At 62.8% G+C, this 25,428-nt stretch carries 28 protein-coding genes; 9 read left to right on the forward strand and 19 right to left on the reverse strand.

The features are described from left to right. Nucleotides 1-6 precede the first annotated feature (6 nt). The 8 genes from BM449_RS11555 (at nucleotide 7) to BM449_RS11585 (ending at nucleotide 6,519) form a co-directional block, all read left to right on the forward strand. Nucleotides 7-2,388: a polysaccharide biosynthesis tyrosine autokinase gene (locus BM449_RS11555; protein WP_071801343.1), complete on the forward strand. Its 2,382-nt coding sequence runs from the start codon at nucleotides 7-9 to the stop codon at nucleotides 2,386-2,388. Between the two features lie 192 nt (nucleotides 2,389-2,580). Further along, the gene (locus BM449_RS11560; protein ID WP_071801344.1) at nucleotides 2,581-3,273 is read left to right on the forward strand and encodes a DUF1194 domain-containing protein; all 693 of its coding nucleotides are present in this window, start codon (nucleotides 2,581-2,583) and stop codon (nucleotides 3,271-3,273) included. A 984-nt stretch (nucleotides 3,274-4,257) separates the two neighbouring features. Then, nucleotides 4,258-4,464, forward strand: coding sequence for an AbrB/MazE/SpoVT family DNA-binding domain-containing protein (locus BM449_RS14525; RefSeq protein WP_083544526.1), 207 nt, complete (start codon nucleotides 4,258-4,260; stop codon nucleotides 4,462-4,464). Nucleotides 4,465-4,505: 41 nt separating this feature from the next. Next, the gene (locus tag BM449_RS11565) at nucleotides 4,506-4,769 is read left to right on the forward strand and encodes a hypothetical protein (RefSeq protein WP_083544527.1); all 264 of its coding nucleotides are present in this window, start codon (nucleotides 4,506-4,508) and stop codon (nucleotides 4,767-4,769) included. 184 nt (nucleotides 4,770-4,953) lie between these two features. Further along, nucleotides 4,954-5,268: a ribbon-helix-helix protein, CopG family gene (locus tag BM449_RS11570; protein WP_071801345.1), complete on the forward strand. Its 315-nt coding sequence runs from the start codon at nucleotides 4,954-4,956 to the stop codon at nucleotides 5,266-5,268. Then, nucleotides 5,265-5,609: a type II toxin-antitoxin system PemK/MazF family toxin gene (locus BM449_RS11575; RefSeq protein WP_186437608.1), complete on the forward strand. Its 345-nt coding sequence runs from the start codon at nucleotides 5,265-5,267 to the stop codon at nucleotides 5,607-5,609. The genes BM449_RS11570 and BM449_RS11575 overlap by 4 nt, the downstream gene beginning before the upstream one ends. Before the next feature lie 205 nt (nucleotides 5,610-5,814). Next, nucleotides 5,815-6,075 carry a type II toxin-antitoxin system Phd/YefM family antitoxin gene (locus BM449_RS11580; protein ID WP_071801347.1) on the forward strand — a complete coding sequence of 87 codons (261 nt, stop codon included), beginning with the start codon at nucleotides 5,815-5,817 and terminating at the stop codon, nucleotides 6,073-6,075. Next, nucleotides 6,076-6,519, forward strand: coding sequence for a type II toxin-antitoxin system VapC family toxin (locus BM449_RS11585; RefSeq protein WP_071801348.1), 444 nt, complete (start codon nucleotides 6,076-6,078; stop codon nucleotides 6,517-6,519). A gap of 133 nt (nucleotides 6,520-6,652) precedes the next feature. On the opposite strand, the gene BM449_RS11590 is transcribed toward BM449_RS11585, so the two are convergent. From BM449_RS11590 to BM449_RS11615, 6 genes are all read right to left on the reverse strand, one after another. Further along, nucleotides 6,653-7,591: a glycosyltransferase family 4 protein gene (locus BM449_RS11590; protein WP_071801349.1), complete on the reverse strand. Its 939-nt coding sequence runs from the start codon at nucleotides 7,589-7,591 to the stop codon at nucleotides 6,653-6,655. Then, nucleotides 7,588-8,514: a hypothetical protein gene (locus BM449_RS11595; RefSeq protein WP_145536701.1), complete on the reverse strand. Its 927-nt coding sequence runs from the start codon at nucleotides 8,512-8,514 to the stop codon at nucleotides 7,588-7,590. Before BM449_RS11595 ends, BM449_RS11590 begins: the two co-directional genes overlap by 4 nt. Beyond that, nucleotides 8,511-8,897 carry a type II toxin-antitoxin system VapC family toxin gene (locus BM449_RS11600; protein ID WP_071801351.1) on the reverse strand — a complete coding sequence of 129 codons (387 nt, stop codon included), beginning with the start codon at nucleotides 8,895-8,897 and terminating at the stop codon, nucleotides 8,511-8,513. The genes BM449_RS11595 and BM449_RS11600 overlap by 4 nt, the downstream gene beginning before the upstream one ends. Beyond that, a complete protein-coding gene (locus BM449_RS11605) occupies nucleotides 8,897-9,178 on the reverse strand; it encodes a type II toxin-antitoxin system prevent-host-death family antitoxin (protein ID WP_233830704.1) in 282 nt (93 codons plus the stop codon). Before BM449_RS11605 ends, BM449_RS11600 begins: the two co-directional genes overlap by 1 nt. A 91-nt stretch (nucleotides 9,179-9,269) precedes the next feature. Continuing rightward, nucleotides 9,270-9,815: an ElyC/SanA/YdcF family protein gene (locus tag BM449_RS11610; RefSeq protein ID WP_162922872.1), complete on the reverse strand. Its 546-nt coding sequence runs from the start codon at nucleotides 9,813-9,815 to the stop codon at nucleotides 9,270-9,272. 13 nt (nucleotides 9,816-9,828) lie between these two features. Then, a complete protein-coding gene (locus BM449_RS11615; protein ID WP_083544671.1) occupies nucleotides 9,829-10,635 on the reverse strand; it encodes a glycosyltransferase in 807 nt (268 codons plus the stop codon). A 29-nt stretch (nucleotides 10,636-10,664) separates the two neighbouring features. On the opposite strand from BM449_RS11615, the gene BM449_RS11620 reads away from it, so the two are divergent. Next, nucleotides 10,665-11,492 (forward strand): glycosyltransferase family 2 protein, encoded by an 828-nt coding sequence (locus BM449_RS11620; protein ID WP_071801354.1) that lies wholly within the window; start codon nucleotides 10,665-10,667, stop codon nucleotides 11,490-11,492. Between the two features lie 4 nt (nucleotides 11,493-11,496). Here BM449_RS11620 and BM449_RS11625 read toward each other — a convergent pair whose 3' ends face one another. From BM449_RS11625 to BM449_RS11685, 13 genes are all read right to left on the reverse strand, one after another. Further along, nucleotides 11,497-12,615 carry a glycosyltransferase gene (locus BM449_RS11625; RefSeq protein WP_162922873.1) on the reverse strand — a complete coding sequence of 373 codons (1,119 nt, stop codon included), beginning with the start codon at nucleotides 12,613-12,615 and terminating at the stop codon, nucleotides 11,497-11,499. Nucleotides 12,616-12,650: 35 nt separating this feature from the next. Next, on the reverse strand, nucleotides 12,651-13,187 hold the full coding sequence (locus BM449_RS11630; protein WP_071802246.1) for a WcaF family extracellular polysaccharide biosynthesis acetyltransferase: 537 nt from the start codon (nucleotides 13,185-13,187) through the stop codon (nucleotides 12,651-12,653). Nucleotides 13,188-13,341: 154 nt separating this feature from the next. Beyond that, nucleotides 13,342-14,574: a glycosyltransferase family 4 protein gene (locus BM449_RS11635; protein WP_071801356.1), complete on the reverse strand. Its 1,233-nt coding sequence runs from the start codon at nucleotides 14,572-14,574 to the stop codon at nucleotides 13,342-13,344. Further along, nucleotides 14,571-15,740, reverse strand: a complete 1,170-nt coding sequence (locus tag BM449_RS11640) for a glycosyltransferase family 4 protein (RefSeq protein WP_071801357.1) — start codon at nucleotides 15,738-15,740, stop codon at nucleotides 14,571-14,573. The genes BM449_RS11635 and BM449_RS11640 overlap by 4 nt, the downstream gene beginning before the upstream one ends. 200 nt (nucleotides 15,741-15,940) lie before the next feature. Next, entirely contained in the window at nucleotides 15,941-16,777 is an 837-nt protein-coding gene (locus BM449_RS15065) for a hypothetical protein (RefSeq protein WP_071801358.1), read from the reverse strand. Between the two features lie 5 nt (nucleotides 16,778-16,782). Further along, entirely contained in the window at nucleotides 16,783-17,571 is a 789-nt protein-coding gene (locus tag BM449_RS11650; protein ID WP_071801359.1) for a glycosyltransferase family 2 protein, read from the reverse strand. 38 nt (nucleotides 17,572-17,609) lie between these two features. Beyond that, the gene (locus tag BM449_RS11655; RefSeq protein WP_071801360.1) at nucleotides 17,610-19,061 is read right to left on the reverse strand and encodes a hypothetical protein; all 1,452 of its coding nucleotides are present in this window, start codon (nucleotides 19,059-19,061) and stop codon (nucleotides 17,610-17,612) included. Continuing rightward, complete coding sequence (locus tag BM449_RS11660) at nucleotides 19,046-20,242, reverse strand: glycosyltransferase (RefSeq protein ID WP_071801361.1); 1,197 nt, start codon at nucleotides 20,240-20,242, stop codon at nucleotides 19,046-19,048. Before BM449_RS11660 ends, BM449_RS11655 begins: the two co-directional genes overlap by 16 nt. A 4-nt stretch (nucleotides 20,243-20,246) precedes the next feature. Beyond that, nucleotides 20,247-20,426: a hypothetical protein gene (locus BM449_RS11665; RefSeq protein WP_071801362.1), complete on the reverse strand. Its 180-nt coding sequence runs from the start codon at nucleotides 20,424-20,426 to the stop codon at nucleotides 20,247-20,249. 92 nt (nucleotides 20,427-20,518) lie between these two features. Further along, complete coding sequence (locus BM449_RS11670; protein ID WP_071801363.1) at nucleotides 20,519-21,115, reverse strand: FkbM family methyltransferase; 597 nt, start codon at nucleotides 21,113-21,115, stop codon at nucleotides 20,519-20,521. Beyond that, nucleotides 21,112-22,953, reverse strand: a complete 1,842-nt coding sequence (gene asnB, locus BM449_RS11675) for an asparagine synthase (glutamine-hydrolyzing) (RefSeq protein ID WP_071801364.1) — start codon at nucleotides 22,951-22,953, stop codon at nucleotides 21,112-21,114. Before asnB ends, BM449_RS11670 begins: the two co-directional genes overlap by 4 nt. 3 nt (nucleotides 22,954-22,956) lie before the next feature. After that, nucleotides 22,957-24,108, reverse strand: coding sequence for a glycosyltransferase (locus tag BM449_RS11680; RefSeq protein ID WP_071801365.1), 1,152 nt, complete (start codon nucleotides 24,106-24,108; stop codon nucleotides 22,957-22,959). Beyond that, nucleotides 24,105-25,286 carry a glycosyltransferase family 4 protein gene (locus BM449_RS11685; RefSeq protein ID WP_071801366.1) on the reverse strand — a complete coding sequence of 394 codons (1,182 nt, stop codon included), beginning with the start codon at nucleotides 25,284-25,286 and terminating at the stop codon, nucleotides 24,105-24,107. The genes BM449_RS11680 and BM449_RS11685 overlap by 4 nt, the downstream gene beginning before the upstream one ends. Between the last annotated feature and the right edge of the window lie 142 nt (nucleotides 25,287-25,428).

The following is a 25,428-nucleotide window of genomic DNA, read 5'->3' on the forward strand; positions in this document are numbered from 1 at the left end:
CCAGAAATGGCTTCCAGCACACCGGACACCCCAGCGCCAACCGCCTATGCGCTGCTGCCGGCGGCCACGCCCCGAGAAGAAAGTGGCGGCATTGGCCTTAATGGGATTGTTCGGATGCTGCGGCGTCGCCGCCGCATTTTTCTGATCACCGCGGTGGCCGTCACGCTGGTCGCGGGTCTGCGCGCGGTCTATTTGCGCATCAACAATCCGGTGTTTCTGGGCGGCTTCAGCCTGCTGATCTCCGATCCGATCAATGAGAGCGGCGGGGCCGGCGGGGAAGCCGGTGCCGGTACCGGCGCCATCGCTTCGGTGGCCCGCAACGTCAGCCGCAACGACGTGCCCACCTTGATCCGGGTGCTGGAGAGCCCAGCGGTGCTGGAGCCAGTGGTCAGCGAACTGCAGAGCCGTTATCCCGATCAGGCGATTCCCCAGGTGGACGTGAGCCTGGTGGCCGCCGATCCCAACCAGGCCAATCCAATCCTGGCGGCGGGTGTGCTCTCCGTGCAAGCCAGAGGTGGCAGCCCTGAGATAGTGAAGGAGACCCTGCTGCTCACAGAGCAGGCCTACCTGAACTGGGCCCTGCAGCAGCGCCGGGAGAAGCTCAACGAAGGGGTCAAATTCCTTGATAAACAGGCTCCTGATCTGCAGGCGCGCAGCACTGAGCTCCAGGGCGAACTCGAGCGCTTCCGAACCAGCAACAACGTGTTGGCGCCTGAGGCGGAAGCGGCCTCGGTACGCGGCCAGGCCGAAACGCTGCGCCAGTCGTTGGAGAACCAGCTGGCTGAGCGTCGCCGTCTGCAGCAGGTGCGCGCCGATGTGGCCGCCGGGCGGCTGACAGCCCGCACCTTCACAAGCACCGCTGGAGATGGAGGTGGCAGCGAATCAGCCCGATCGGGCACGAGCGTGACCCTTGATGTGCCCAACCAACCTCTGCTCAGCGAACTCAACCGCTTAGACGCCGAGATCGCCACGGCCCGCTCGATCTACACCGCCAATTCGCCTTTCCTGGTCAACTTGATCAGCGCTCGCGAGAAGCTGCAGCCAGCGCTGCAGCGCAAGGAACTTGAAGCGGTGGATGCCACCCTGCAGCAGCTGGACGGGTCGATCGCGGCACTGCGCTCCCAGATTGGCGGCACCGACGCCCGTTTCCGCAGCCAACCAGCGCTGCTGCGCGAATACGAAGCCCTCCAGTCCAAATTGGCCATCGCCCAGGGAAACCTGGCGAGTTACCAAAGCACCCGCGATCAATTCCAGTTGGAGATCGCCCAGAGCAACGTGCCCTGGAAGGTGATCGGCCCCACGGCGGTGAATCCAAACCCCGTGGCACCGCTGCTGGGCCAAGGGCTGCTGCAAGGCTTGCTATTCGGCGTGGCCGCCGGAGCTGGTGCGGCCCTGATTCGTGATCGCCTCGATCATGTGTTCCACTCGGCCGGTGAAGTGCGTGACGAACTCAAGGTGCCGCTACTGGGTCACATTCCCTACATTTCGTTTTTCGAAGGGGTGCGGCGCGACAAGCGCTTCCTGTTCAAAGACCTTGACGCCCAGCAGACCGGCATGGCCGGCTACCAGCGTTTCACCTATCAAGAAGCCTTCCGTAACCTCTACACAAGCCTGCGCTTCTTGAACAGCGACCGAACAGTGAAATCGGTGGCCGTGAGCAGTTCGGTGCCCTCGGAGGGCAATAGTTTGCTGATTGTGCTGCTGGCCAAAACCCTGAGTGAACTGGGCAAGCGGGTGCTGCTGATTGATGCCGACCTACGCCAACCCCAGGTGCATCACAGGCTCGGACTGAACAACTTGAGCGGCCTTTCCAACCTGCTCACGGACCAGGGCACTGACTGGCGCTCCATGCTGCAGACCGTGCCAGAACATCCCAGTTTGCAGGTGATCACTGCCGGCCGGCGCGTGCCGGATCCACCGCGGCTGTTGAGCTCTGAGCGAATGGGCCATCTGGTCAAGGAGATTGCCGACACCGACGCTTTCGACCTGATTCTGTACGACACCCCACCAGCCCTGGGATTGGCCGATGCCTCCCTGCTGGCCGAAAACCTCGACGGCATCCTCTTGGTGGTGGGCCTGAACAAGGTGGACCGCCAGCTCCCGGCTCAGGCGGTGGAGCGCATCAAGTCCGCCGGTGCCCCGCTTCTGGGCGTGGTGACCAATTCGCGGATCGCCACGGGAGATCGCACCAACATTTACGGCTACTCAGGCTATGGCTATGGGAGTTACAGTGAGGGAGCTCAAGGACTTGATCCAAGCACCGCTTACAATTACTATTCCGATATCCATTCTGAGCCAAGCCCCTCACCCAGGGGGCTGGCTTCCTTGGCTCCCAATCGCCAAAATCTCAAGCGCTGGAAAAAGGGGCTTGACACCTGGCTCAAATAAGCCAATTCTGCACCGTGCCACTTCCGCGACTGTCCAGCTGATGAAGTCAAACGCTCAAGTCTTGTAATAATCAATTTCATGATCAGTCATTCGCCACGCTTCTTCTCTGCCCTTACTCTTGGGGCAGCTGTGGTTGGCTTCGGGCTTGTGGCGCCATAATCGGCTAATGCGCTTACGCCTGTTGCTCAAGAGTTGTTCATTTCAATCGATGTGTCTGGCAGCATCGATACATCCGAATATAACTTACAACTTGGTGGATATCAACTCGCTTTTCTTGACCCCGTTGTCCAGGCAAATATAGTCAACTCAGGAGGTATTGCTGTTGCTGTAGGTCAGTGGAGTACAACTGCTTTTGCTCCCTCCATTGGCTGGACTTTGCTCCAGACTAATGCTGAAATCACAGCTTTCGCTAATCTATTTCCCGGCCTTGCAAGGGAAGGTGACGATTTCACCTGCATCAGTTGTGGCATCAACGCAGGGGTTGCTCAGATTACAAGTAATGAGTACCACTCTTCTAATCTTGTTATTGATGTTTCAGGTGATGGAGTAGCCAATAGTCCTGGCAATGACGAAAATGCAAGACTGGAAACTGTAGCTGCTAGGAATGCTGCTGAAGCTGCTGGCATTCGGGTCAATGGCTTGCCGATTGGAGGAGGTAATGCTCTTCTTACATATTTTCAAGATAATGTCATTACAGCAGATGGGTTTGCAGTTCAGGCAAACTCTTTTGCTGATTTCGATGATGCTGTTCGCGACAAGATCGTGACAGAAGTTGTTCCCTCTCCATTCTCTGCTGTTGCAGTTGCACCATTTTTAGCATGTCTTGCTAAGCTCAGAAGACGATACACTTCAACTAGCAGCAAAAGCTCTTACAAAATGTCCTGACCGTTTAAAGCCGGATATAGTTTTAAATTTCTCTATCTTCCGTTGGTAGACTTTTCCGGAATGGTTAAAGTCATTTACCCTTTAATGCAACGGGCTGGCGATAATTTTTCCTGTTCCAATTGGGTTGATTATTAATGGTTTCGACAGATTTGGATTCCTTTTTTGTGGACAGATGACAGCTTCTAGTGGTATTGAGTTAAGAGCTAAAGAAGTGAAAGCTGCTGATCAGGCGTTCTGTTTTAAGTAAGCTGGTTGTTGTGAGCTTATAGACGCGAAAGTCACAAGCAGAAATGTGGCGCCACGGAGAAGCTTGATAGGAATGACAATTTCAGTGTGATCAAAAATCGAAAAGTACCAGAGTCTTGATCAGGTGAATTGATGGAAAAAAACAACAGTACCTGCTCTGATCCTTGGCTCTGACGGTTCGTTTCTGCCTTCTGTCCCTAGGTGTTGGCAGCATTTTCAAAAGGCACTGCAGTCGTGCGCTCCAGCCATCGACCCCAGCCACCAGGAGTAATCCAAGACCATCACAGGAAACCCAGCAGGGCTCCCACGAGGGGCTCGAGCCACGCCTGTCCGGAGTTGATCGCGGCTGGGGCAAAGATCAGCAGGGAACACACGTGACCAGGGCAACGGCCAGCAGCAGCCGGCTGAACCAGGCGCCGACGAACACCGCCGTGATCGAGGCGGCTGCACGTTGAAGGGCTGGGGCGGACGCCAGGGCAGATCAGCGCTCAACCGCAACACCGCTTCAAAGGCTTTCGGTGCCAGCAGCAGCGGTGCAGCCGGCAACGGGCCGCGCGCGGATTACCCGCCTGGATCCGCTCCAAGGGAAACACCTGCACCTCATCCTGGAACAGACAAGTGCGTGCGCCCATCAAGCGCCCATCCTTCAGGCTGATCCTGGGCAGGCAAGTGTCTCTAGTCGATAGCGAAGCCCCCACAGCTCAAGGAAGTGTCTTACTGAGCCATGGGAGAATTCGCATGCGCATCACCAGCAAGGGCCAGGTCACGATCCCCCAGGCCATTCGTGAGCAGGCGGGCTTGCATCCCAGCTGTGGGGTGCAGTTTCGGCTGGTTGGCGATCGGGTGGTGCTCGAGAAGGTGGAAGACGAGGGGCCTCAGCGCGCCCAGGAGGCGATGGTGGATTCCTATGTGCTGCTGGATGTGATCACCGGGCCCGCTGCCTAACCGCTGGACCCGTAGCGATCAATGCGCTGATCGATGGCGATGTGGCTTTTGCCTATGAAAGGATCGAGGTGGTGGATGAGGCGCTGCCGCTTCATCTTTACAACTATCGGCCGATTCCCCGAGAAGCTGCCTTTCTGGCGGCCCGCGCCCATGCCGCTTACCGCTCCAGAGGTGGCACACGCCAAATGATCCTGTCGGATGTCCTGATCGGTGCCCATGCGGTGATCGAGCGCTGCGAGCTGCTGACGCGTGATGCCCAGGGCTATCGGCAGGTCTTTCCTGTGCTGCAGCTCATCCAAGTCTGATCATCCAGCCAGCACAGGGCAATCACGAAGTGCGTCACACCTTCTAAGCGGATGCCAATTCGAAGACATGATCGCCACCTGCTGCATCGCCCGGTCGACTGGCTTGATCTATCCCTGACATGCCGTGAAGCCCTACGAGACGTCCTACAATTTGTGATACAGAAAAACTTGCAGAATGTGCTTCATGGGTGCCGTCAGCCTAAGACTGCCAGAGGACTTGGTGCAAAAGCTCAGCCAGGAAGCCAGCCTCAGCGGCCAGCCCCGCTCCCAGCTGATCCGAGAGGCCCTGGAAGCTCTCCTCTCCCGTAGGGAGCGAGAGCGCCTGGAAGCGGCCATGGAGGCCGCCGCCAGGGTGCTGGCCTCCGACCCAGCGGCCTGCGCCGAAGCCCTCGCCGCCGCAGCCGACTTCCTGCCGGCCGAGAACGAAGCCCTGGAGCGGGCGGAGACAGATCCCGTAAGTGGCGATGCCGATACACAGAACGATCTCTGGTGGCGATGATTCGCCGCGGCGAGATCTGGGTGGCGCGCCTCCACCCGAATCAGGGCGCAGAAGTAGGGAAAGTCCGTCCGGTGGTGGTGATCCAGGCGGATCCGCTTTCGGAGGCGGGGCTCGCCACAGTGCTTGTTGTGCCCCTCACAACCCAGCAGCGCCGCGGTGCCGAAGCCCTGCGGGTGAGCGTGCCCGCCCGTGATCGGCTCCTGCGCAACAGTTATGCCATGGCCGAACAGCCCCGCGCCCTCGATCGCACACGAATCGGTGAAGGCCCCCTCACCATCCTCACCAGAGCGGAGATGGCCACCCTCGAGCAGGCACTTAGGAGCGTGATGGGGATGGTCTGAATCGATTCAGCCTCCCCGCTCCTCGGCCTGCTGAACTGCCGTGGAAAACGGCACCACCCCGGCGAACACTGCCCCCATGAACAGCCGCGCCGGGCTCCAGTAGGGCGCAGAAAAGGATTCCAGCCGGACATAACCTTCACCTCATCAAGGACAGGCCTTTTCGGCTCTTAAACAGCTAGCTTGATCATCTAGCCAGGAAAAGGCCATGGCATCGGAAGTCTGGACCCTGCAGGACGCCAAGAACTGCTTCAGTGCAGTGGTGAACGCCGCCATGGCCGGTCGCCCCCAACTGGTCACACGGCGTGGCAAACCCGCCACGGTGGTGTTAGGAGTTGAGGAGTACGAACGCCTGCGACGGCTGGAGCGCTCAAACCAGCCCAGCATGGTGGAGCTGCTCCTGGAGCTGCCTCAGGACGACGGCAGCATCGAGCGCGCTGAACTGGAGCCCCGGCACTGGGAGGAGTAAGTGTTTCTACTGGATACGGTTGTCATCTCAGAACTGCGCAGGCGTGGGCGGGATCCAGGCGTGGTGGCCTGGCTCAGTGAGCAGAATTCCGATGATCTCTATCTAAGTGTGATCAGTCTTGGAGAGATCGAGCGGGGCATCGTGATTAAGCAGAAGGTTGATGCCGTATTCGCCAGGCGTCTGCAGGGCTGGCTGGAGGGATTGCTGTTGTTGTATGGCCAGCGAATCCTTCCTGTCGATGGTGCCATCGCCAGACGCTGGGGCCAGCTTTCAGCGGAGATCGGCCATGACGGCGCTGACCTGATGATCGCAGCCACGGCACTGGAGCACGGATTGCAGGTGGTGACACGCAACGTTCGCCATTTCATCCCCACAGGGGTGCAGGTGCTGAATCCCTTCAGCCCAGAATCCCCGCCAACCGTTCCACCGCTGCCGCCCAGGTGAACGCATGGCCCTGCTGTGCAAGGGCCTCTCTCCGGACCAGGTCGATGTCCTAGGGCATCAGGCGCATCCTGAGACTGCCTGAGGACTTGGAGCAAAAGCTCAGCCAGGAAGCCAGCCTCAGCGGCCATCTCCATCACCGATCCGCCTGCTGAACCGCCGTGGAAAACGGCACCGCCAGCGTGCGATCGAGCGCCACACCCCAGGCCAGCACCACGGCCGCCGCAGCCGACCCAGCCACCCCGCCACCCGCCAGCAGCGCCGCACCGATCAGCGCGGTTGCCACCAGGTAGACCAGGCACACCCGACGGTGCGACCAGCCGGCCTGCTGCAGGCGCTGGTAGAGGTGCAGCCGATGGGCCTGGAACACCGGCTGGCCGGCCATCAGCCGCCGCAGTACGCAGATCAGGGCATCGGCCAGCAACGGCACGGCCACCAGCAGCAACGCCAGGCCATCGGCAACGCCGGGAGCCTGCAGCACCACCCCGGCGAACACCGCACCAAGGAAGGTGCTGCCCACATCGCCCATGAACAGCCGCGCCGGGCTCCAGTTCCAGATCAGGAAGCCCAGCAGGGCCCCCACCAGGGGCCAGAGCCAGGACGCTCCGGAGCTGATCGCGGCTACGGCGAACACCACGGCCGAGCAACCGGCCACAAGGCCATCGAGGCCATCCATGAAATTGAAGAAGTTGATCACTGCCGTGATCGCCACTAAGGCAACGGCCAGCAGCAGTGGCGCAATCGGTGACGGCCCGACGGCCAACACTAAGGCGATGGCGGTGGCCAGCTGAGCTCCGTAGCGCAGGGCCGCCGGCAGATTCAGCCGATCATCAAGGAGCCCCACCAGCGCCAGGGGCGCGCAGAGCAGCGGAACCAACGGAAAGCCCCAGAGGCAGCTCACCAACACGAAGCCCACCCCACCGCCACGCGGCGTGGGCAGGCGGTGGGCGCTGCGGGCATTGGGCTGATCGAGCAGGCCCCGGCGCAGCAGGGGCAGCAGCACCAGCAGCAGCAGCCAGCAGCTCAGTGCCGCCAGCGGCACGCTGATCCAGGCCGAGGCGAGGGGAGTGCTCATGGCGGCGGCTGCACCTGGAACGGCTGGGGCGAACGCCCGAGCAGATCAGCAACACAAGTAAACCCGGCCAGATCCGCGCTCAAGCGCAACACCGCCTCGAAAGTTTTCGGCGACACCAGCAGCAGCGGTGACGCCAGCCACTGAAAAAAAGAGGTGGGCAGGGTGAGCAGCCGGCAGCGGGCCGCGCGCGGATCGCCCGCCTGGATCCGCGCCAGCAGGGCGTGATAGCTGAGGGTTTCGTCTCCACCCAGCGGCAGCACGGCTGATTCACTCAGGGGCGATTCCTTCGCGGTGCTGGCCATCTCACGCCCCTGTTGAAGAGCCACCGCAGCCAGATCGGCGGCGGCAATCGGCTGGCGCAGGCCCGTCTGGGCTGGAAGGGGAAGCAGCGGCAGCCGGCGCAACAAGCTTCGCAGCGCTTCCACATTGCGGTCGGCGTGATGGGCGCTGCGGCCGTGAATCAGGGTGGGCGCCAGGATCCGGGCGGGAACGCCCAGCTGCTCGCAGGTCTCCAGAAGCAGGGTCTGGGAGTGAGCCAGACGCGCCGCCAGCTCTCGATCGAAGCGGTTGGCGGCGAAGCGCTTGGTGATCACGCTCGACGACGAGCAAGCCACCACTCCCCTCAGCTCTGCGAGTGCTTCAGGCTTGTGGCGGGCCATCGCAGCCAGGAAGGGCGCCAGCAGCCAGATGGGGGCGAAGCCGATCCAGATCTGGGGCCCCGGGGGCAGGGCAGCGGCGGCGGCCTCAAGCCCTTGCCCCGAGAGATCGCTGAGATCGCAGTGGTGCCAGCACAGCCCGGCCACACCTGGTGGGCGGTGTCGCCCAAGCCCAACCCAGGAGGTGCCCGCCTGCAGCAGCTTGATCAATGCCTCAGCGCAGAGGCTGTTGGCACCGAAGATCACCAGGGTTGGCGCACCGCTCACCACAACCTGCGGCAGGGGAAGCTGGCCAGGGCAGGATCGACCGTGACCAGGGTGAGACCATCGAGTTCCGCCTGAGCGGCAAGCAGGCGATCGAAGGGATCACGGTGAGCCAGGGCGTAGCTGCCGGCCCGCAGGCCATGGCGCCAGGTCACCGGCAGAGCCACGAAGCCCTGAGCTTCCAGCAGCGTCCATCCCTCCTGCAGCAGGATGTCGGCGGAGGGCAACCGGCCCAGACGGTGCTTGGTGGCGATCTCCCAGGCCGATGCCGCACTGACGAAGACCTGCTGAGATGGATCGACGAGAGCAGCAAGCACCTGTGCGGAAAGTCGTTCCGGCTCGGCCAACCACCAGAGAAGGGCGTGCGTATCGAGCAATAGCTGCATCAGGGAAGCAAGGAGCTCTCGAAGGTGTGCAGCTCTTCCTCAGGGAGCGGAGCCAGCAACACCTCCAGCCCGGGTAGGTGTAGGCGGCCCTTCAACACACCGGGCTGCCGCCTGGGCTGGGACTCCTCCAGGGGAACAAGCCTGGCCCAGGGACGCCCACCCTTGGCGATCACAATCGTCTCGCCGGCATGGGCCGCATCGATCAGACGCGAGAAGTGGGTCTTCGCTTCATGCACGTTCACCATGCGCCTCGCTTCAGCCGGTGACTCTTCAAGTTGCATGGATTCGAAGAGACCTCTGAAATCAGGTTAGTCCACCCCTGGACCAGATCGTTCACTCCAAAGGCCAGGCGATCGGCTCCACGCCATGAGGTCATGGCCGAAGCCTGCCATCCCAGCCGGTGGCGCGCCAGAACTGCGAGCGGAGTTGGTCGCGCAGGCGCCGCAGCGGGTTTTCGGCCGGTTCGTCGATGGGCACCCCCAGACCCTCCACGCGGATTCCTTTGGCGCCGAGCACGATTTCAGCGATGGTCTGGGCCCTGGGGAGATGGGGCTGATCGGTCACCAGGGTGACCTGGCCCAGCGGCAGGCTGCCGCTTTGGCTGCGGATCCAGTCGGCCAGGCAGGTGAGCTGCCCCACCGTGTCGACGCCGCAGGTGAGCGTGGTGACCCGTGCCAGCGCCGCCGGTCCCGGTTGGCGAGCGGCAATCTGCCTGCGGGCGATTCCCTGCAGGTAGGGAAAGCCCTGGATCACCAGCTGCCGCGTGGGATCCTGCTGCCAGAGATCAAGGGCTGCTGTGGTGCGGCGCGGATCCTCGGAGAGCACCACGATCGCTGCGCCGCCGGCCGCGGGCCAGAGCGTTGGCGCCAGCCAGGGCCAGGCCAGCCAGCCGCTGGCCGCCACTGCAGCCAGCGCCACCAGGGCAGGTGGTTTACGCCAGCGCACTGAGAAACCTCTGGGCGTAACGCAACAGATAGGGGAAGGGCCAGCAGCAACCAAAGGCGCGCTGGTAGGCGCGACGCACCTCTTGGAGGCGCCTGCGGTGCTGGACGCCGCTGACGCCTCCCAGCGCCATGTGGACGAGTTCAAGATCAAGCGTCTGCACCCGCAGTTGCGGATCGCGGCAGAGCTGCAAGAAGTAGTCGAGGTCTGCGGAGAGGCGAAAGCCTGGGGCGTAACGGGACAGGCGGGAACGGGCGCCTGGCCCGATCAGGGTGGCCTGGTGGGGGGGCGTCGACCCCAGAAACAGGGAACGCCGGTAGGTTCCGCGCCAGCGAAAAGCGGTGGCACGGCCTGGGCGAGAGCCCTTCACATAGCGGCCCCTGCAAACGAGCAGATCAGGCGGTGCAGCCTGTGCAGTCAGATCTTCTATTGCTGCCATGGCTCGCTCCAACACATCCAGTGCTGGTGCCCAGTCATCGGAGCCCCAGAACAGCAGCCAGTCATGCGGGGCGGCGGCGGCGAAGCCCTGGTTCATGGCCGCGAAGATCCCAGGCTCGGCTGGATCCTGCGGCTGCCAGCGGAAGCGGGCATCCTGATGGCAAAGCTGATCGAGAACAGCGCGATGCTCTGGCCCGCTCGGCCCGTCGATGAACAGCACGCTCCAGCCCGTGAACGTCTGGCGGCGCAGCGAGTCGAGCAGCCGCGGCAACAACCGGTAGGAATCCAGCGTGGGAACAATTATCAGCAGGGTGGGCTCCAACCCATCTGCTTTCAGCCTGCTCTGTTCGTTCAGCATGCTGGCTTGCGCGCAGACCGGCTCCACGCATGAGCAACCAAGCGTTCAGCTCGATCGTGATGCCCTGCCTGAATGCGGAGGCCACGATTGAGGAGGCGATCACCTCGGTGCTCGGCCAGCAGGACGCGCCACTCGAACTGATCGTGATCGATGGCGGTTCGTCCGACAACACCCTGCAGCTCTGTCGCCGCTTTGAGGATGCGCGCCTGCGGATCAGCAGCCAGAGCGATCAAGGGGTCGCCGACGCCTTGAACAAAGGCTTTGCGATGGCGAGGGGAACCATCCTTGGCTGGCTCAATGCCGACGATGTTTATGTCAACGCCAGGGCCATCAACCTCGCAGCGCGCGCTATGGCTCAGCATCAGGCCGACGCCGTGATCGGGCACAGCGCCCTGCTCGATCGTCATGGCCGGGTCAGCCGCACCACCTACACCTGGACGACCGATCTGGATCATTCTCAGCGCGGCGCCAACATCTTCACCGGCAGCCTGTTGTTCTCCAAGGCGATCTGGCAGCGTTTTGGTGGCTTCAACGTGAATCTGAAGGTGGCTTTCGAATATGAACTGAGCGATTTTCTGTTCAGTACCACAAACCCGCAGCTTGTTGATCAACTGCTGGCGGGTCTGCGTTGTCATCCCGGCAGCTTGAGTGAGCGATTCCCGCAGCTGATGCGCGAGGAAATTGCCCGGATCCGGCCATCGGTGGCAATAGAACAGCCAAGACTGGCCCAGCGGTTGCTGGCCCATGCCAGCGACGGAACCCTGCCGCGGGTGCTGCGCAATGCCCTGCACGACCGTTATGCCGGCACTCCCTGGCACACGCTCTACCAACGATCGATCCAGCAGCCCCTCCGCTAGTGCTTCAGGGGTCAACTTGGCGCTCCACGAACCCAGGGCATGGCGCCTCTCCGAGCAACCAGCCATACAGCTGGGCAGCCATGGCCGCGACCCGAGGCCAGCTGAACTGCGCTGCCACCAACGCCTGGCCGCGTGCCCCCATCGCCGCGAGCTCCGCGTCGGGAAGATTCAGCAGTTCGCGCAGACCCCGCTCGAGATCGTCGGCTGTGGGCTCCACCTTCAGCGCCGCTCCGGCGGCGTAGGCCTCAGTCAGATTGCAGGCCGGGCTGAGCAGAGCAGGCAACTGCCAGCTCATCGCCTCAAGCGCCGCTAACTGCAGTCCCTCGCTCAGCGACGGCAGCACGAAGGCTGAAGCTGCCGCCAGACAACCCTCCTTCTCGGCAGCAAAACGGGCCCCTAAGGTGAGGCAGCGATCGAGATCCGCCGATCCATACCGGCTGAGGCGATGCAGCGGCTCTTCCGGTCCTACCACCGCCAGCCACCAACCTTTCCGGCGCGCTTCCGGCCCAAGACGGCTCCAGGCTTCCAGCAACGGGGCCACACCTTTCTTCGCGTGCAGGCGGCCCAGAAACAGCAGCACCCGCTCACCGACAGGCACGCGCTCGCTCCAGGGCGGCGGTGGACGCGGCTGGGAGCGATCAATGCTTGGGGTGCCATTGGGAAGGATGGCGATCGGCCCGCGAAAGCCGAGGGCCCGGATCGAGCGGGCCTCCGAGTGGCTGAGCGCATGCAGGCAACGGGCCTGCTCCAGGGTCTGCTGTTCCCAGAGATGCCAAACCGGCGATTTCTTCCAGCGATGCCGGGCCAAGGCCCAGGCATCGAGCATGCCGTGGGGAGCGATCAGCACGGGCAGCTCCTGCTCCAGCAGCCGCGCTACGCGGGTGGGGAATTGCCAGAGCCCATGAACATGCAGCAGATCCGGCCGCAGGCTGCGCAACTGAGCGGCCAGGCGACGATCGCCCAGTACGGGCAATTGGCCGCAACTGGAATACCACTCCGCGGCGACCTTTCGCTGCTGCAGAGCCTCCACCAGCTGGCCAACGGAGCTATCGACACCCCCTGGAGCAATCCCGTCGGTGCGGGAGAGATGCAGGATCGAAACCGGCTCGGAAGGCAGGTGCAAGGAATCCATTCGCTGCCGGAGCATAAGCAAGCTCCTCAGCGACGTCCCACCACCAGCGCCGGGTGCCCTGCCACGATCACGCCCGGCTCGATCAGCCCGGAGGCCACCGCAGCCAACGCCACCACCGCTGCAGCCCCCACCTGGGTGCCAGGTGCCAGCACGGCCTGGGCTGCGATCCAGGCGTCGCTGTCGATCTGGATCGACGCCACCTTCAGATCGAAACCGGGCGAACGAACATCGTGGTTGCCGGTGCAGAGATAGGCACCCTGGGAAACGCAGACCCGATCGCCGAGGGTTACCAGCGCCAGGTTGTCGATCCACACCGCCTCCCCCAGCCAGCAGTGGTCGCCCACCACCAGGCGCCAGGGACATTTCACCCGCAGCCTGGGTTTGATCCGGCCACCAACGCCGATCTGCGCCCCGAACAGCCGCAGCAGCCATTGGCGCCAGGGCGTGCCCGGCAGATCGGAGGCCAGCAGCGGTTGCCCGACCAGGAGCCAGAGGGCCTGGCGCCAGCGCGGGGCTCCAGGAGTCCACCAGCTGGGGAGGCGGTAGTGGCCGAGGTCTTGCACGGGCCGGGGCAAAAGGGTGACCACTGCTAGCTTCAAGTCATCATCACGGAGATGAAGTGATGGCGACCATCAGTGACAACACAAGGCACGAGTCGAGCGACTTGCCCCATTCCGCCTCTCACCACGATCTCGATGCCCTGATCGGCGTCTGGAGTCAGGAGGAAGCGGCAGAATTTGAAGCCGCCGTTGCCCCATTCCAGACCATCGATTCAGATTGGCAGGCAAGCGCCAGCGCCAGAAAGGCAGCCCCGCGCGGAAACCTGGGATAGCCATGGGCCTGGACAACGGCTTGTTCCAGCCCACCAGCAAAAGAATCCAGGCTGAACGCCTCCAAGCGCCGTTGCGCGGCAGCCAACATCGCTAGGCGTTGAGCGGGCTGCTGGGCTTCGGCGCGGTGCAGGGCGGCGGTGAGCTGGTCGGGATCGGCTGGATCAAACAGCCAGCCTGTTTCGCTGGGGGTGATCAGATCAGCCGCGCAGCCGCAGGCCGTGCTGACGATCACGGGCAGCCCTGCCGCCATCGCTTCATTCACCACCAGACCCCAGGTGTCCTTGCGGCTGGCCAGAACCAGGGCTGAGGCCTGGCCGTAGGCGCGGGCGATCGCATCCTGGTTGAGGAAGGGCTCCACGCCAACGTGCTCCGGCTGGGGCAGCCGAGCGATCGCCTCGCCCAGGGCTATGGCCTGCGGGCCCTCTCCACCGCCGCCGATCAGGCGCAGGCCCCAGCCGCCGCCCTGGCGCTGATAGGTGGCATAGCCGGCCAAGAACCCATCAAGATTCTTCTCGGGGATGGTGCGCCCTACCCAGAGAAAGTGGGGCAGCTTGTTCAGCGCTGACGCCTCGCTGCGGGCGCAGGTTGCAGCAGCCGAGAAGAAGGCGTTATCCACCACATCCCACGGCTGAACAATGGCTGCTGCGGGGAATCCGAGCTCTATGAGATAGGCGCGACTTTCCTGGCCGGCCACGAGCGCGGCGCTGTAATGGCGCAGCAGCAGGCGCTTGCTCCACTCCCTGAGATGCTGCCGCGGCGCATCTCGCCAGCGGCTGTCGGCAATCAAAACCGCAGGAATGTGGCGGCGCCGCGCCTGCCAGAGCAGCTGTCGGTAGGCCCGATCGGCCCAGCCCACGGTGAGCACCACATCGGGGCGCACGCCATCGAGCAGGGCGGTGAGTTGCCGCTCAAGCAAACGTGCAGCTGGATCCTGCTCTGGGCCGTCGGCACCCTGAAGCGCATGGCGGCGATAGGTGCCGGCAGGCTCGAAGCTCCAGGGATATTCCTGCGAGTGGGGCCGGGTTTCGAGCACCTCCAGATCGAGATGCGCGAGCGCGGCCTGGAAGCGGGCATTGTGATACGGGCCGATGCGGTGCAAAGCCAGAAGGGCCCTCATGCGCCGATCGCCCCCAGCACCGCCAGCAGCCGCTCGCCATAGCGGGCCCAGCTGTACTCCTGGGCCCGCTGGCGAGCCGCCGCCGCCATGGAATGGCGTAAGGCCCTGTCCGCCAAAAGCTGCTCGATACGATCGGCCAGGGCTTCGGCGTCGCGGATGGGCACGAGAAAGCCCTCGATGCCGTCGCGGATCACGGAGCCGCACTGGGGCGTGGTGATCACCGGCAGGCCAGAGGCCATGGCTTCGAGGGCCGAGAGCGCCATGCCTTCGGCGAGGGTGGGCAGCACGAACAGATCAGCTCGGCGAAACTCCTGCTGCACCTGGTTGCGGGGCACCGCTCCGAGATAGGTGGGGCCCAAGAAAAGGGGATCGCTCACGTTCACCAGCTGCGGACCCACCACCCGGCACTCGAAGCGCAGGCCCTTCGCCTGCAACAGGCGGCAGGCCGCCGCCAGCACGTGGCTGCCCTTGCGCAGGCCCACCTGCCCCACCATCAGCAGCCGGCCAGGTTGGGGATCAGGCTCCAGCGCCAACCACTGCTCCGGCACGCCATAGGGCACGATCCGCAGCCGGGCCCGATCACAGCCCAGCGCCACGGCGCTCTCCAAGCAAGCGGCTGACGGCACCAGCACCCGATCACACAAGCTCCATTTCTCAAGGGTGCGGCTCAGATCCCTCGCCACGGAATCTTTGCCGGGACCGCGGCGTTCGATGCCGGGATAGCGGCGTTGCTCATCGAGCAGCAGCAGGCCGGCGGCTGGATCCAGGAACTGCTCATGCACCACCTTCAGGCCCCACGCCTTGGCTTGGCGGAGGGCGTCAAGGTCGTTGTGAACGAAGTTGGTGTAAACGGCTTCTGCCCCCGCGAAGCGCTCGCGCAGAGCGCGCTGCAGCAAGGGAGCGGCGCTGTCGCGGCGGCAGAGCATGGCGAGCGGCTGGTCGTGCACCAGATTTCGGGGCAACTCCTGGGGTAGACGCCGGCTCAGGAGGCGCTCAAGGGGTCGAGGCCGTAGACGGCTGGGCAGCCATCGCGCCAGCGCCTGCAGCGGGCGGTGCTCGGCGTGGATGTCGGTGTAGAAGGCAGCCAGGCAGGCGGCATCGGCCAGCACGGCCGGTACGGCGTAGTGGTGGCGGGCGCCGGGTTGGAGAACGGCGTAGCGAGGCATCAGTGCGCCTGGCCACAAAATTCAGTCATTCATGACGGTGTTGATCTCCTCCACCTCGCATCCTTTGAAGCAAATCAATTTTGTGTAGCTCACAAGTCCACCAAAACAATGAGGCGCTGTAAGTGGCCAAGATAAGCGATTTTACAAGGCCATGAATTTTGCTCGCAGCCTATTAAATTAATCTTCATTGCGAGAGGGTGTCATCGCATTCGATGGATATGTGGCGCTATCAACAACCGGCCAACAGCGAAACCGAACATCCTTAACGGTTTAGTACGCACTAAATCATGCCAAGAAAGCGAACGGCCAGCCAGCAATCGAGCCCACCCCCAAATCCTAGCTCGCAACCGAACTCGCAAGAATGTGGCCTTGCTGCCACGGGCGTAGAAGGGCATGAAGGCCAAAGGACCTTTTAGCGCATCAGCTTGGTGAGACCGGCCTAACCCTGATTTCGAATGTTCTGGATTAGCAATGCCACCATGTTCCCCAAACTGCCGATAGGGGAGGTAGCTTTCAACACCGCGTGCCTTAAGCCAATAGCCTAACCCTGCATCCCAAGGAGCATAGACACCGCTGGGATTGACAATGCACTGTTCTTCAAAAAATTTCAGCATCATCATTGCCACTGCTGGAGCTATTACATACGCCACCGTTCCCCCGGCATGGCCTCGGGCACATTTTGGAGACGACGGCATATCCCAAAACTGAGGGCCACAGGCATAAAGATATGCCAAGCTAGTATGAATACGATCTGCAGGAATGGGCAGTGTCAGCCCTCCAAAGCCCAATACCGGAACAAAATCTGCCTCAACGATAATCGAGGGTGCATCACTCATTGCAACCATGCGCCAGGCATTGGCATGATTAACGAGACATCGATAGATGGCGGAACAGGATTGCTCTTGTTCCGAGTAGGGACCGCGCACAATCTGCACTAGAAAACCTTCGGAGATCAGCACTTTGCTCAATACTGAGACGTCTTCTCGGTGGGCAACAATAAAGACATTTTTGGAGAATTGATTTAATGCTGCTGACATCGTAACTATGCGATTTTCATTGTTTTCAAGCGCTCCTCCATCAACATCACACTCAGCAGAAGCTCCACATACATCCGCTGAAACGCATAGAACCAGCCGCGCCAGCCATCCAGCAGGCCCCGCTTCCAGATCAGACAGATCAACAGAATGGCAAACGGGGCGATCACATAGAGGCGGCGGACGCGGTCGGAGCGGGAGAGCTGTGCGGTGGGGGTGGCGTTCAGCTTGGCCACCTCCAAGCGCAGGTAACGCTCCTGGGCCCAGAGCCAGCGGGACAGTGGCTTGCGATCGTCGTGCAGGATCGGCTCACTCAGCACTCCGCAGCGGCCAGATAGCACCAGATCCTGGGTGTGGCCATCATCCACGTACCGGCCTACTTCGTGGCGAAACAAGGCGATTCGGGGGGGAAGAACCGTGCCAGAGAGGGGCCTCCCAAACACGCAGTAGCGGAAGGGAATTCGGTAGCCAGCCATGAATGGAGAATCGCTATCAATGACCCGCGCGATGGCCTGCTGCAACCGGTCGGTGATCAGATAGTCGGCATCCAGACTGAACACCCAGCCCTCGCTGATCTGGTCCAAGCCGAAATTCCATTGGCGCGCATGCGTATCGAAACGGCGCCTGAACACCTCCACCTGGGGATGCCGGCTCAGGATCTCCAACGTGCCATCCGTGCTGCCGCTGTCAATCACCACGATCCGCCGGGCCCAACTGAGCCGCTCCAGCACCCGGCCGATGTTGTCTTCCTCGTTGTAAGTGAGGATCAGCAGGGTGATTTTGTCAAGCGAAGCCATTTAGAGCGGCTGTAAATCAAGGGCATTTCCTGGGAGGGCTATTCAGTAAAAACTTCCGCCGAGGCAAGTGAATTTACCGGAAGAATTAAAGACTCTTGACTAGAGTGCCGTTTAACAATCGAGGGGATCGACAGACAGGATCCCGCGCAAATCCCCAACAATAGCAATACAAAGGGGTCTCCGTAGATTTGACTGGCTCCCATGAAGAAGGGGATGTTGGCAATCGCAAAACCGAACAGGCCCCAGTAGAGATTGCTAGTGGCAGAATCGAACATGGTAAGGAGGCTAAGATTTCGGCGAATCAGCAAGAAGAAATGATAAACAATCAATCCGATCAGGATGATTCCAGGAAGGCCAAGTTCTAGGATTAGCTTGCTAAGGCCTCCCTCTGCGACGTATTCAAACGTACTAGCGCGCACCCCTTGTAACGCCTCGACCTGATTAAATTGAATGTCTCCGGCCTGCGCCGCAGCACCTGCGCCGAAACCGATACCACCGGTTAGAAAAAGTGCCGGAAGAAGTGTGTTTATTCCAAGAAGGTGAAACCTGGGGATAATTTCCCCCCATGCTGTACTAGTGCGCCATAAATACGGGTTGATATCTAATAATAAATCAGGAGAAAGAATGATGATTGCGATCACAGACAAGCCCAAGGGGCCAAGAATTCCCGTTATCAGGCGATCTCGCTGACGGATGTTTCCACTCAGGCTGAACAGCACCAGCATGACAAGCACGAAGGTCACGACTAGAACAATTGATTTCCGTCTGCCTGTTAGAAGGGTTAGGAAGCTGCAAACGATCGATCCCAAGCCATAGATGTTGAAGGTAGATCGCTGTGGCCCTGACCATCCAAAAACGAGGAGCAGGCATGCCGCTGCGGCAAGATGCCAGGCTGCTACCTCGCTAGTGCGCCAAAACCCTGATGCGCCCTGCTTTGAGAAGCCTTCGAAGTTGATCAGAATCCCCCCCCCAACTTCTTTCAACAGCAGCCCCCAATCCATGCCCTGATGAGAGAGCCAGACTGAGAAGGACCAAGGAATGGAAAGCAGCAAATAAACACCCAACAGTTTGCGTAAGGACTTCGGCTCTAGGCCAACCTGATAGCCCATCCACAGGCCAAGAAAGGGGGCCAGATAGAAGCCGATACCAATCATTGTCAGAGTAGGAGATCCGAAACGCAGGAACGACTGAACAGCCTGTAATCCAATCAGAACAAAGAAAAATGGCACAAGAGTGGTTAGCTGACGTTGTCCCTGGAAGATCTGTGGCATCATCAAGCTGCCGCGTCTCCGGTAGCAGAGTGCGGCGCTGAGCAGGAAGAACACCAGCACCAGGCTCACCATCAGGCCAGGCTGGTTGGATGTGATCTTGCGCAAGGGATCCTGAACAAACCCCACCGCAATGGTGGCCGTGAGAGCTGTTCTCCAGTCGGTTCCTAGAAGCAGCAGTGCCAGATCGCCGAACAGCAGCAGGATCAAAACGAGCGACATGCCGGGGACTCCTCCACAACCGCATTGAGACTATTGGCGTATGCCGTTTTTAGTTCGATGGCAATCGCGTCCCAACAAAAAGACGTTTCGGCCAGCCGGCGAGCAGCCTGCCGCATTGTTACGGAAGGGCCCATGAGGGATTTCATTAGACACTCAGCCAGCGCCTCAACGTTGCCCTCCACCAAGCGGCCGGCACCAGCAGCCCCAATCTGGCTAGCGATGCCCACCTCAGGCGTCAGGATCACGGGTGTGCCGGAGGCCAGTGCCTCGATCGCAGCGATGCCGAAGTTCTCGGCGGCGGAGGGCAGCACGAACCAGTCGGCCTTTTGCAGGAGCTCGGCCTTGGCCTGACCCGCCACGAAGCCATGCCATTGAAGCTGCTCAGTCAGGCCAAGTTGATCTGCCTGGCGCCGCAGTTCAGCCACATAGGCAGGCTCGCCATCGCCAGCGATGTCGAGATGCCATTGGGCGTGCGGCCTGCGGCGCCGCATCAGGGCGAGGGCCTGCAGCAACAGCGGCAACTGCTTCTTGGGGTGAAGACGCGAGAGAAACAGAAAGCGGACCGGCGCGTCGAGACGCTCGCTAACAAGCTGGCCAAAAACTTGCGGCAGCTCCACACCCAGCGGCAGCACGAAGGAGGGCGTTGACAGAGTCAGTGAAGCGGCCTCGCGCCGCTCAGCGTCGCTCGTGAAATGAAGAGCGGAAGCTCCCTGGAGGTTACGGCGTTCGATCAGGCCCAGCAGCAACCGCTTGCGGCAGGAACTCTGCCGCAAGCTCCAGTGCTGCAACTGGCCGATGGTGCGGACGATGTAGGGCACCCCCCGTCGCCGTGCCAGCGCCATGCCCACCGTCGAGGGAAAGGAGAACAAGGCATGCACATGCAGAAGGTCGTAGTCGGCCAGGTGAGACCGCAACCAGCTCACCAGAGCGGGGCTGACAGCGAACTCGCGCAACACCCGCAGCGGTGGGCTCCAGCGCGCAAAAGCTAGCACCGGCACGCCGGCATGCTCGTGCCAGCGGCCCAGAGGAAAGCCACTCAGATGATCAGGGCCGTCGTCGTTGGTGGTGAGAATCGAAGCCTCGACGCCTTGGTGGCGCAGGGCAGACGTCATCGCCAGTACTGCCTGACTGGGACCCCCGCGCCGGGGGCTGATTGAGGGGATCAGGTGCAGGACACGCATCGGCTCAAACGTACTGACCCAGGACCTGAAAGACCGGTGCGGTGCTCACCCGCTCGCGTGCCCAGTCGAGGTCACGGATCCATAGCTGGTTGCCGCCACAGGCGGCTACATCGAGGCTGAGGGTGCGAGTCCAGGGGTCGTAGGAACAGGCCTGGAACCCGGCTCCACTCAGGTGCTGCTGCACTGGCTTGCTGCGGTCTTCACAGAGGATTGCGGCGGGGGGCGCCTCGGCAAGGGTGCGGGCGGCACCCGCCAGGACGGAGGGCTCATAGCCCTCTACGTCGAGCTTCCAGCAGCAGGCGTGGGCGATCGAGGGGATGTCATCGAGGGGATGTCATCGAGGGCAACAACCTCAACCGGCTGAGAGTGGCCGCTGTAGCCAGCGGCCACAACCTGGTTCATGCATCCCTGGTCGATGCGAAAGAACACTGTGCCCCGCGCAGCGCCCGCAGCTGCTTGATGAGCAGTAACAAGGCCTTCGAGGTGGTTCAGGGCCAGGTTGCGCTGCAGCCAGGCGAACGTGTCGGGTGTTGGCTCAAAGGCCACAGTGCTGGCACCCACCGCGGCGGAGGCCAGCACTGTGTAGCTGCCCACGTTGGCTCCGATGTCAGCGAAGGTGTCCCCGGGGCGGAGCAGATGCAGCACGAAGGCCATATCGGGCCATTCGTGCAGGCCGCAGTAGAGATTGCCGGTGGCACCGGTGAGGCCGCGATCCACCCAAAGGGAGGTGCCATTGATCCATGGCATGACCACCGGCCCGGGCCGCAGACGGCAGCGCAGCTGCCATCCCGCGTAGCGCATTAGCGTGCTGGCGAAGTGGCGCCGGCCGAGCGGGTGACCCCAGAGGTAGGGAAGGGAAATGCGCAGGCTCACGAACGTGCGCTCATCGGAGGGGCGGTGGGAAGGATGAGCCCCAGATGCCGCTGCAGCCAGTCGTTCAGCACCATCAGACCCCAGCGACGAGCCCACGGTCCCATGTCCAGCCCCGCCGGCGTGCTGGGGTTGGGCAGCAGGAATTGCTCGCCCGTTTCGGATCCAGGCGTGTCGAACCAGGGCTGGAAGGGAAACAGGAATCCCTGCTTCGGACGATCCGGCAGCACGCTCCTGAGTTCCGGTACCGCATCCCGCAGCAGGCGCTTGCCGGTTGCCAGGCGCTGCGCCGCCGGCTGGGAGGCCAGGGCGCGAAACAGTGCGGCATCCACCAGCGGCAGCCTCAGCTCAAGCCCGAAGGCCATCGTCATGGCATCGCCATCGCGCAACAGTTGGTTGCCCATGTAGAGGCTGCTCTCCAGCCAGGCGACCCGATCGGACGGGTCGGGGTAGCGCTGCTGGTCCTCGGGGTCGATGATCGGTTCGTGGCCGACCCGGCCGTGCTCCGGCGCGGAGGCCAGCGCCCAGTGCCCCAGTAGCCGCTCCACCTCCGCCGGAGCAAACAGGCCCCTTAGGCAACGATAGGTGTTGTCAATCGAGGCAGGACGGCGCAGGGCGGCCGCGAGGCGCTGGGCACCGGCACGGTGGCTACGGCTCAGCCAGGCGGCCCCCGCCGGCGCCAGCGGATCTAGGCGGCGATGCAGGGCCCAGGCGCTGGGCACGCGGGCGAAGCTCGGATAACCGCCGAACAGTTCATCGCCGCCCAGGCCGCTGAGCACCACCTTCAGGCCAAGCTCGGCGGCGCGGCTGGCCACGCAATAGCTGTTGAAGCCATCCACGCTTGGCTGGTCGATCGCGGCCAGGAAACCAGGCAGGAAGCGCCACGCCTCGGCGGCGCCGAGAGGGAGGACGTGATGCTCAGCCCCGAAATGGCGGGCGAGGGCCGCCGCCTGCTCCGATTCATCGAAGGCCCGCTCAGCGAAGCCGATCGTGATCGTGGTGAGCGGACGGCTCACAAGCGCCAGCACCGCCGCAGAATCCAGCCCGCCAGAGAGGAACAACCCCACCGGCACATCGGCGAGCAGGTGGGCCTGGACGCTGGCTTCAAGAGCTTGCCGGGTGTAAGCCACCAGATCCGGGTAGGGAAGCGGCGCTTCCGGTGCGTAGCTCGGCTGCCAGTGGAGCTGGGTGTGCCAGCGGCCCTCCTGCCAGATCCCTATGCCGCCCGGCGGCAGGGCGCACACCCCTTCCACCAGGGTGCGCTCGGCAGGCAGGCTGCCCTGGGCCAGGAATGCTCTCAACCCCCGCGGATCGAGACGCCGCGGCACCCGCCCCGTGGTCAGAAGGGCCCGCAGTTCCGAAGCGAACAGCAGCTCGCCACCTGGCCCCTGCCAGATGTAAAGCGGCTTGATGCCGTAGGGATCGCGGGCCAGCAGTGCCCGGCGTTCCTGGCGGTCCCAGAGGCAGTAGGCGTACATGCCGCGCAGCCGGCCCAGGGCGGCGCTGCCATAGCGGATGAGCAGCTGCAGCAGCACCTCGGTGTCGCCGCCGGAGCGAAAGCGGTGGCCCTGGCGCTCAAGATCGGCCCGCAGCTCGCGCTGGTTGTAGATCTCGCCGTTGAACACCAGCACGTAGCGGCCGCAGGCGGAGGCCATCGGCTGGTGGCCGGCGGGTGAGAGGTCCTGGATTGCCAGGCGCCGGTGAACCAGGGTGGTGCCGTTCTCGTGCCAGTGGCCGGCGTCGTCGGGGCCGCGGTGGGCCAGGGCCTGATCGAGGGCCGCCGCCAGTTCGGGCCCGGCGTCGCCTGGGCGAGTGGAGAGTAGGCCGGCGATGCCACACATGGCCTAAGCCTCCACCCCAAGGACCGGCAGCCGCGCCAGCAGGGACTGCAGCCCGGCCAGGAAGGCGCCGGAGCCAAACCGTTCGGCAACTGCAGCGGAAAGAGCCTCGGGCCGGAACCAGAGCTCCTCGCCATAGCCCTCCAGCAGGGCCCGCAAGGGCGGCGCCAGGGGCAACCGCGGATCCACCAGGCAGCCGAAGGCCCCATCAGCGAGGGGATCCACTGAGCCATCGCGGTTGCCGGCCAGCACGGGCTTGCCGCAACCGAGCGCCTCGAGAAAGACGATGCCGAAGCCCTCCCCCTCGCTCGGCAGGGCGAAAAGGCTGGAGAGCCGGTAGTGATCGGCCAGCTCGGCGTCGGCAATGCGGCCAGGCAGCAACACCGCTTCGCTAAGCCTCAGCTGCTGAACGCGCCGGCGCAGCCGCGGCCGGTCGTCGCCGTCGCCACCAATCAGCAGCACGAGATCGGGCCAGAGCTTGCGCAACTCTGGCATCGCGGTGATCAGCGCGTCGATGTGCTTATAACAATCCTTGCTGGAGAGGCGCGTGATCGAGAAAATCAGGGGTTGCTCCGGCCTCAGGCTGTAGCGCTCCAGCAGGGCCACTGGGCGCGGGCCAGGGCGGAAGCGGTTCTGGTTGAAGCTGTTCGGCAGCACCACCAGCTCGGGGCAGCGCCGGCCGAGCTGGTGGTGCAGCTGATCACGGGTGTAGCGGCTAACCGGCAGCACCAGCTCCAGCCGCTGCAGAGCCCAGCGGCGCAGCCCGAACCGCAGGGTCCAGACGTCGATCCCATGGGCCGCCGCCCAGGTGGGGCAGCCCGCCAGCCGGCCCAGCAGAAGCTGGAGGGGAGCCAGGTGCGGATGGGTGGCGATCACCAAGGCCGGGCGACGGCGCATGGTTGCCATCAGTGCCACGAGCACCAGTTGAAGCAGGGAGAGCAGCGGCAGGCGGGATCCGCAGGGGTGGAGTTCCAGACGCGGATCTACAGCCACAGGCATGTGGGAGGAAAAGTCGTTGCGCACGAACACGCGCAAGCGCGTTTCGGCCGGGAGCACCTGCAGCAAGCCCTTCAGCAGGGTGCGACCGTAGTTCTGCACGCCGCCATCGCGGGCATAGAGCTCCGGGCAGAGCAGATCAACCACCGTCGGACGGCTCATCGAAACACGGCCGCCCGCAGCAGTTGGTGCAGACCGGCTGTGGTGGCCGAATAGCTGAACCGATCGATGTGCTTTCGAGCCGCCACTCCCATGCGGCGCAGGCGGGCCGGATCGGAGAGAGCGTCAGCCAGGGCGGCGCGCAAGGCGGCGCCATCACCTGCGGGGACGATCCAGCCAGTACGGCCGGGGATCACCAGATCGGGCCCGCAGCCTACATGGCTGCTTACGAGCACCGGCCGGCTCAGGTTCATGGCCTCGTTGATGCACAGCCCCCAGGTTTCAGCGGCTCCCACAGAGGGCAAGACGACCAGATCCGCCAGCGCATAGACGCGGGGCATGGCGCTCTGGTTCTGAAACGGCAGGATCCAAACCCTCCCGGCAGGTTGGGCGGCGGCGCGGTGCCGGAGCTCAGACTCCAGGGCACCGGCGCCCACCAGCACCAACACGGCGCTGGGGTGATCGAGGCGGCTGAAGGCTTCGACCAGATCGAGCGGCCGCTTCTTGGGCTCGAACTTGCCGGCAAACAGCACAACAGGAGCGGCTGGGTCAATGCCAAGCTTATGGCGCCAGGCCTGCGCCTCACGCTCAGCGGCAGGGGCAGCGGCCTGAAAACGCTGATTGTCCACGTCGTGGGGGGCCAGCACGATCCGATCCGCCTGGATGCCGGCGGCGCGGAGGTAAGCCGCGTTGGCCTGGCCCACGGCCAGGGCCGCCGTGAAGCGGCGAAACAGCATCCTGCGCAGCATGGCGACAAACCCAGTGCTCCAGGAGTACTCACCGGCAAGGTTGTGGGAATCACCCCGCAGAACGATCGGAATCCGCCTCAGACGTGGATCAAGCAGCAGGCGTAGGTGGCTGCGGAAGGGGTAGCCGAACAGCAGCACGGCATCGGGTCGCCAGGCCAGCAGCACCGATACCAGCTTGGGATTATCGAGGCCACCGAAATGGTGCGTGCCTGGATCAGGCGAGCGGTTGGGTATGAAGCAGCTGGGGTAGCCTTCAAGCAACGGCAAATCCCAGCGAACACTCTGCGCGAAGCCCTTATCATGGCGCTCGGCAATACCGAAGTCCCAAAGGTAGAACACCTTTGACTCCAGCCCAGGATCGGCCGCCAGGAGAGCAAACCAGGGGGCGTAGTACTGAATCGGGTGGCTGACAACAACAGCAAGACGGATCATGAATTATATGAGTCTGCAGACAAGCATTTAATATGGAAGAAGCCTTTCAATAGAAAGTCTCAAAAGGCTCGAAAATAATGCTTGGTAATACAGAAGGAAAATGCAACGATGATCAAGAACTGAGAAAGCCACATGGTGGCGA

Source organism: Synechococcus sp. SynAce01, from assembly GCF_001885215.1.
GTDB lineage: Bacteria > Cyanobacteriota > Cyanobacteriia > PCC-6307 > Cyanobiaceae > Regnicoccus > Regnicoccus frigidus.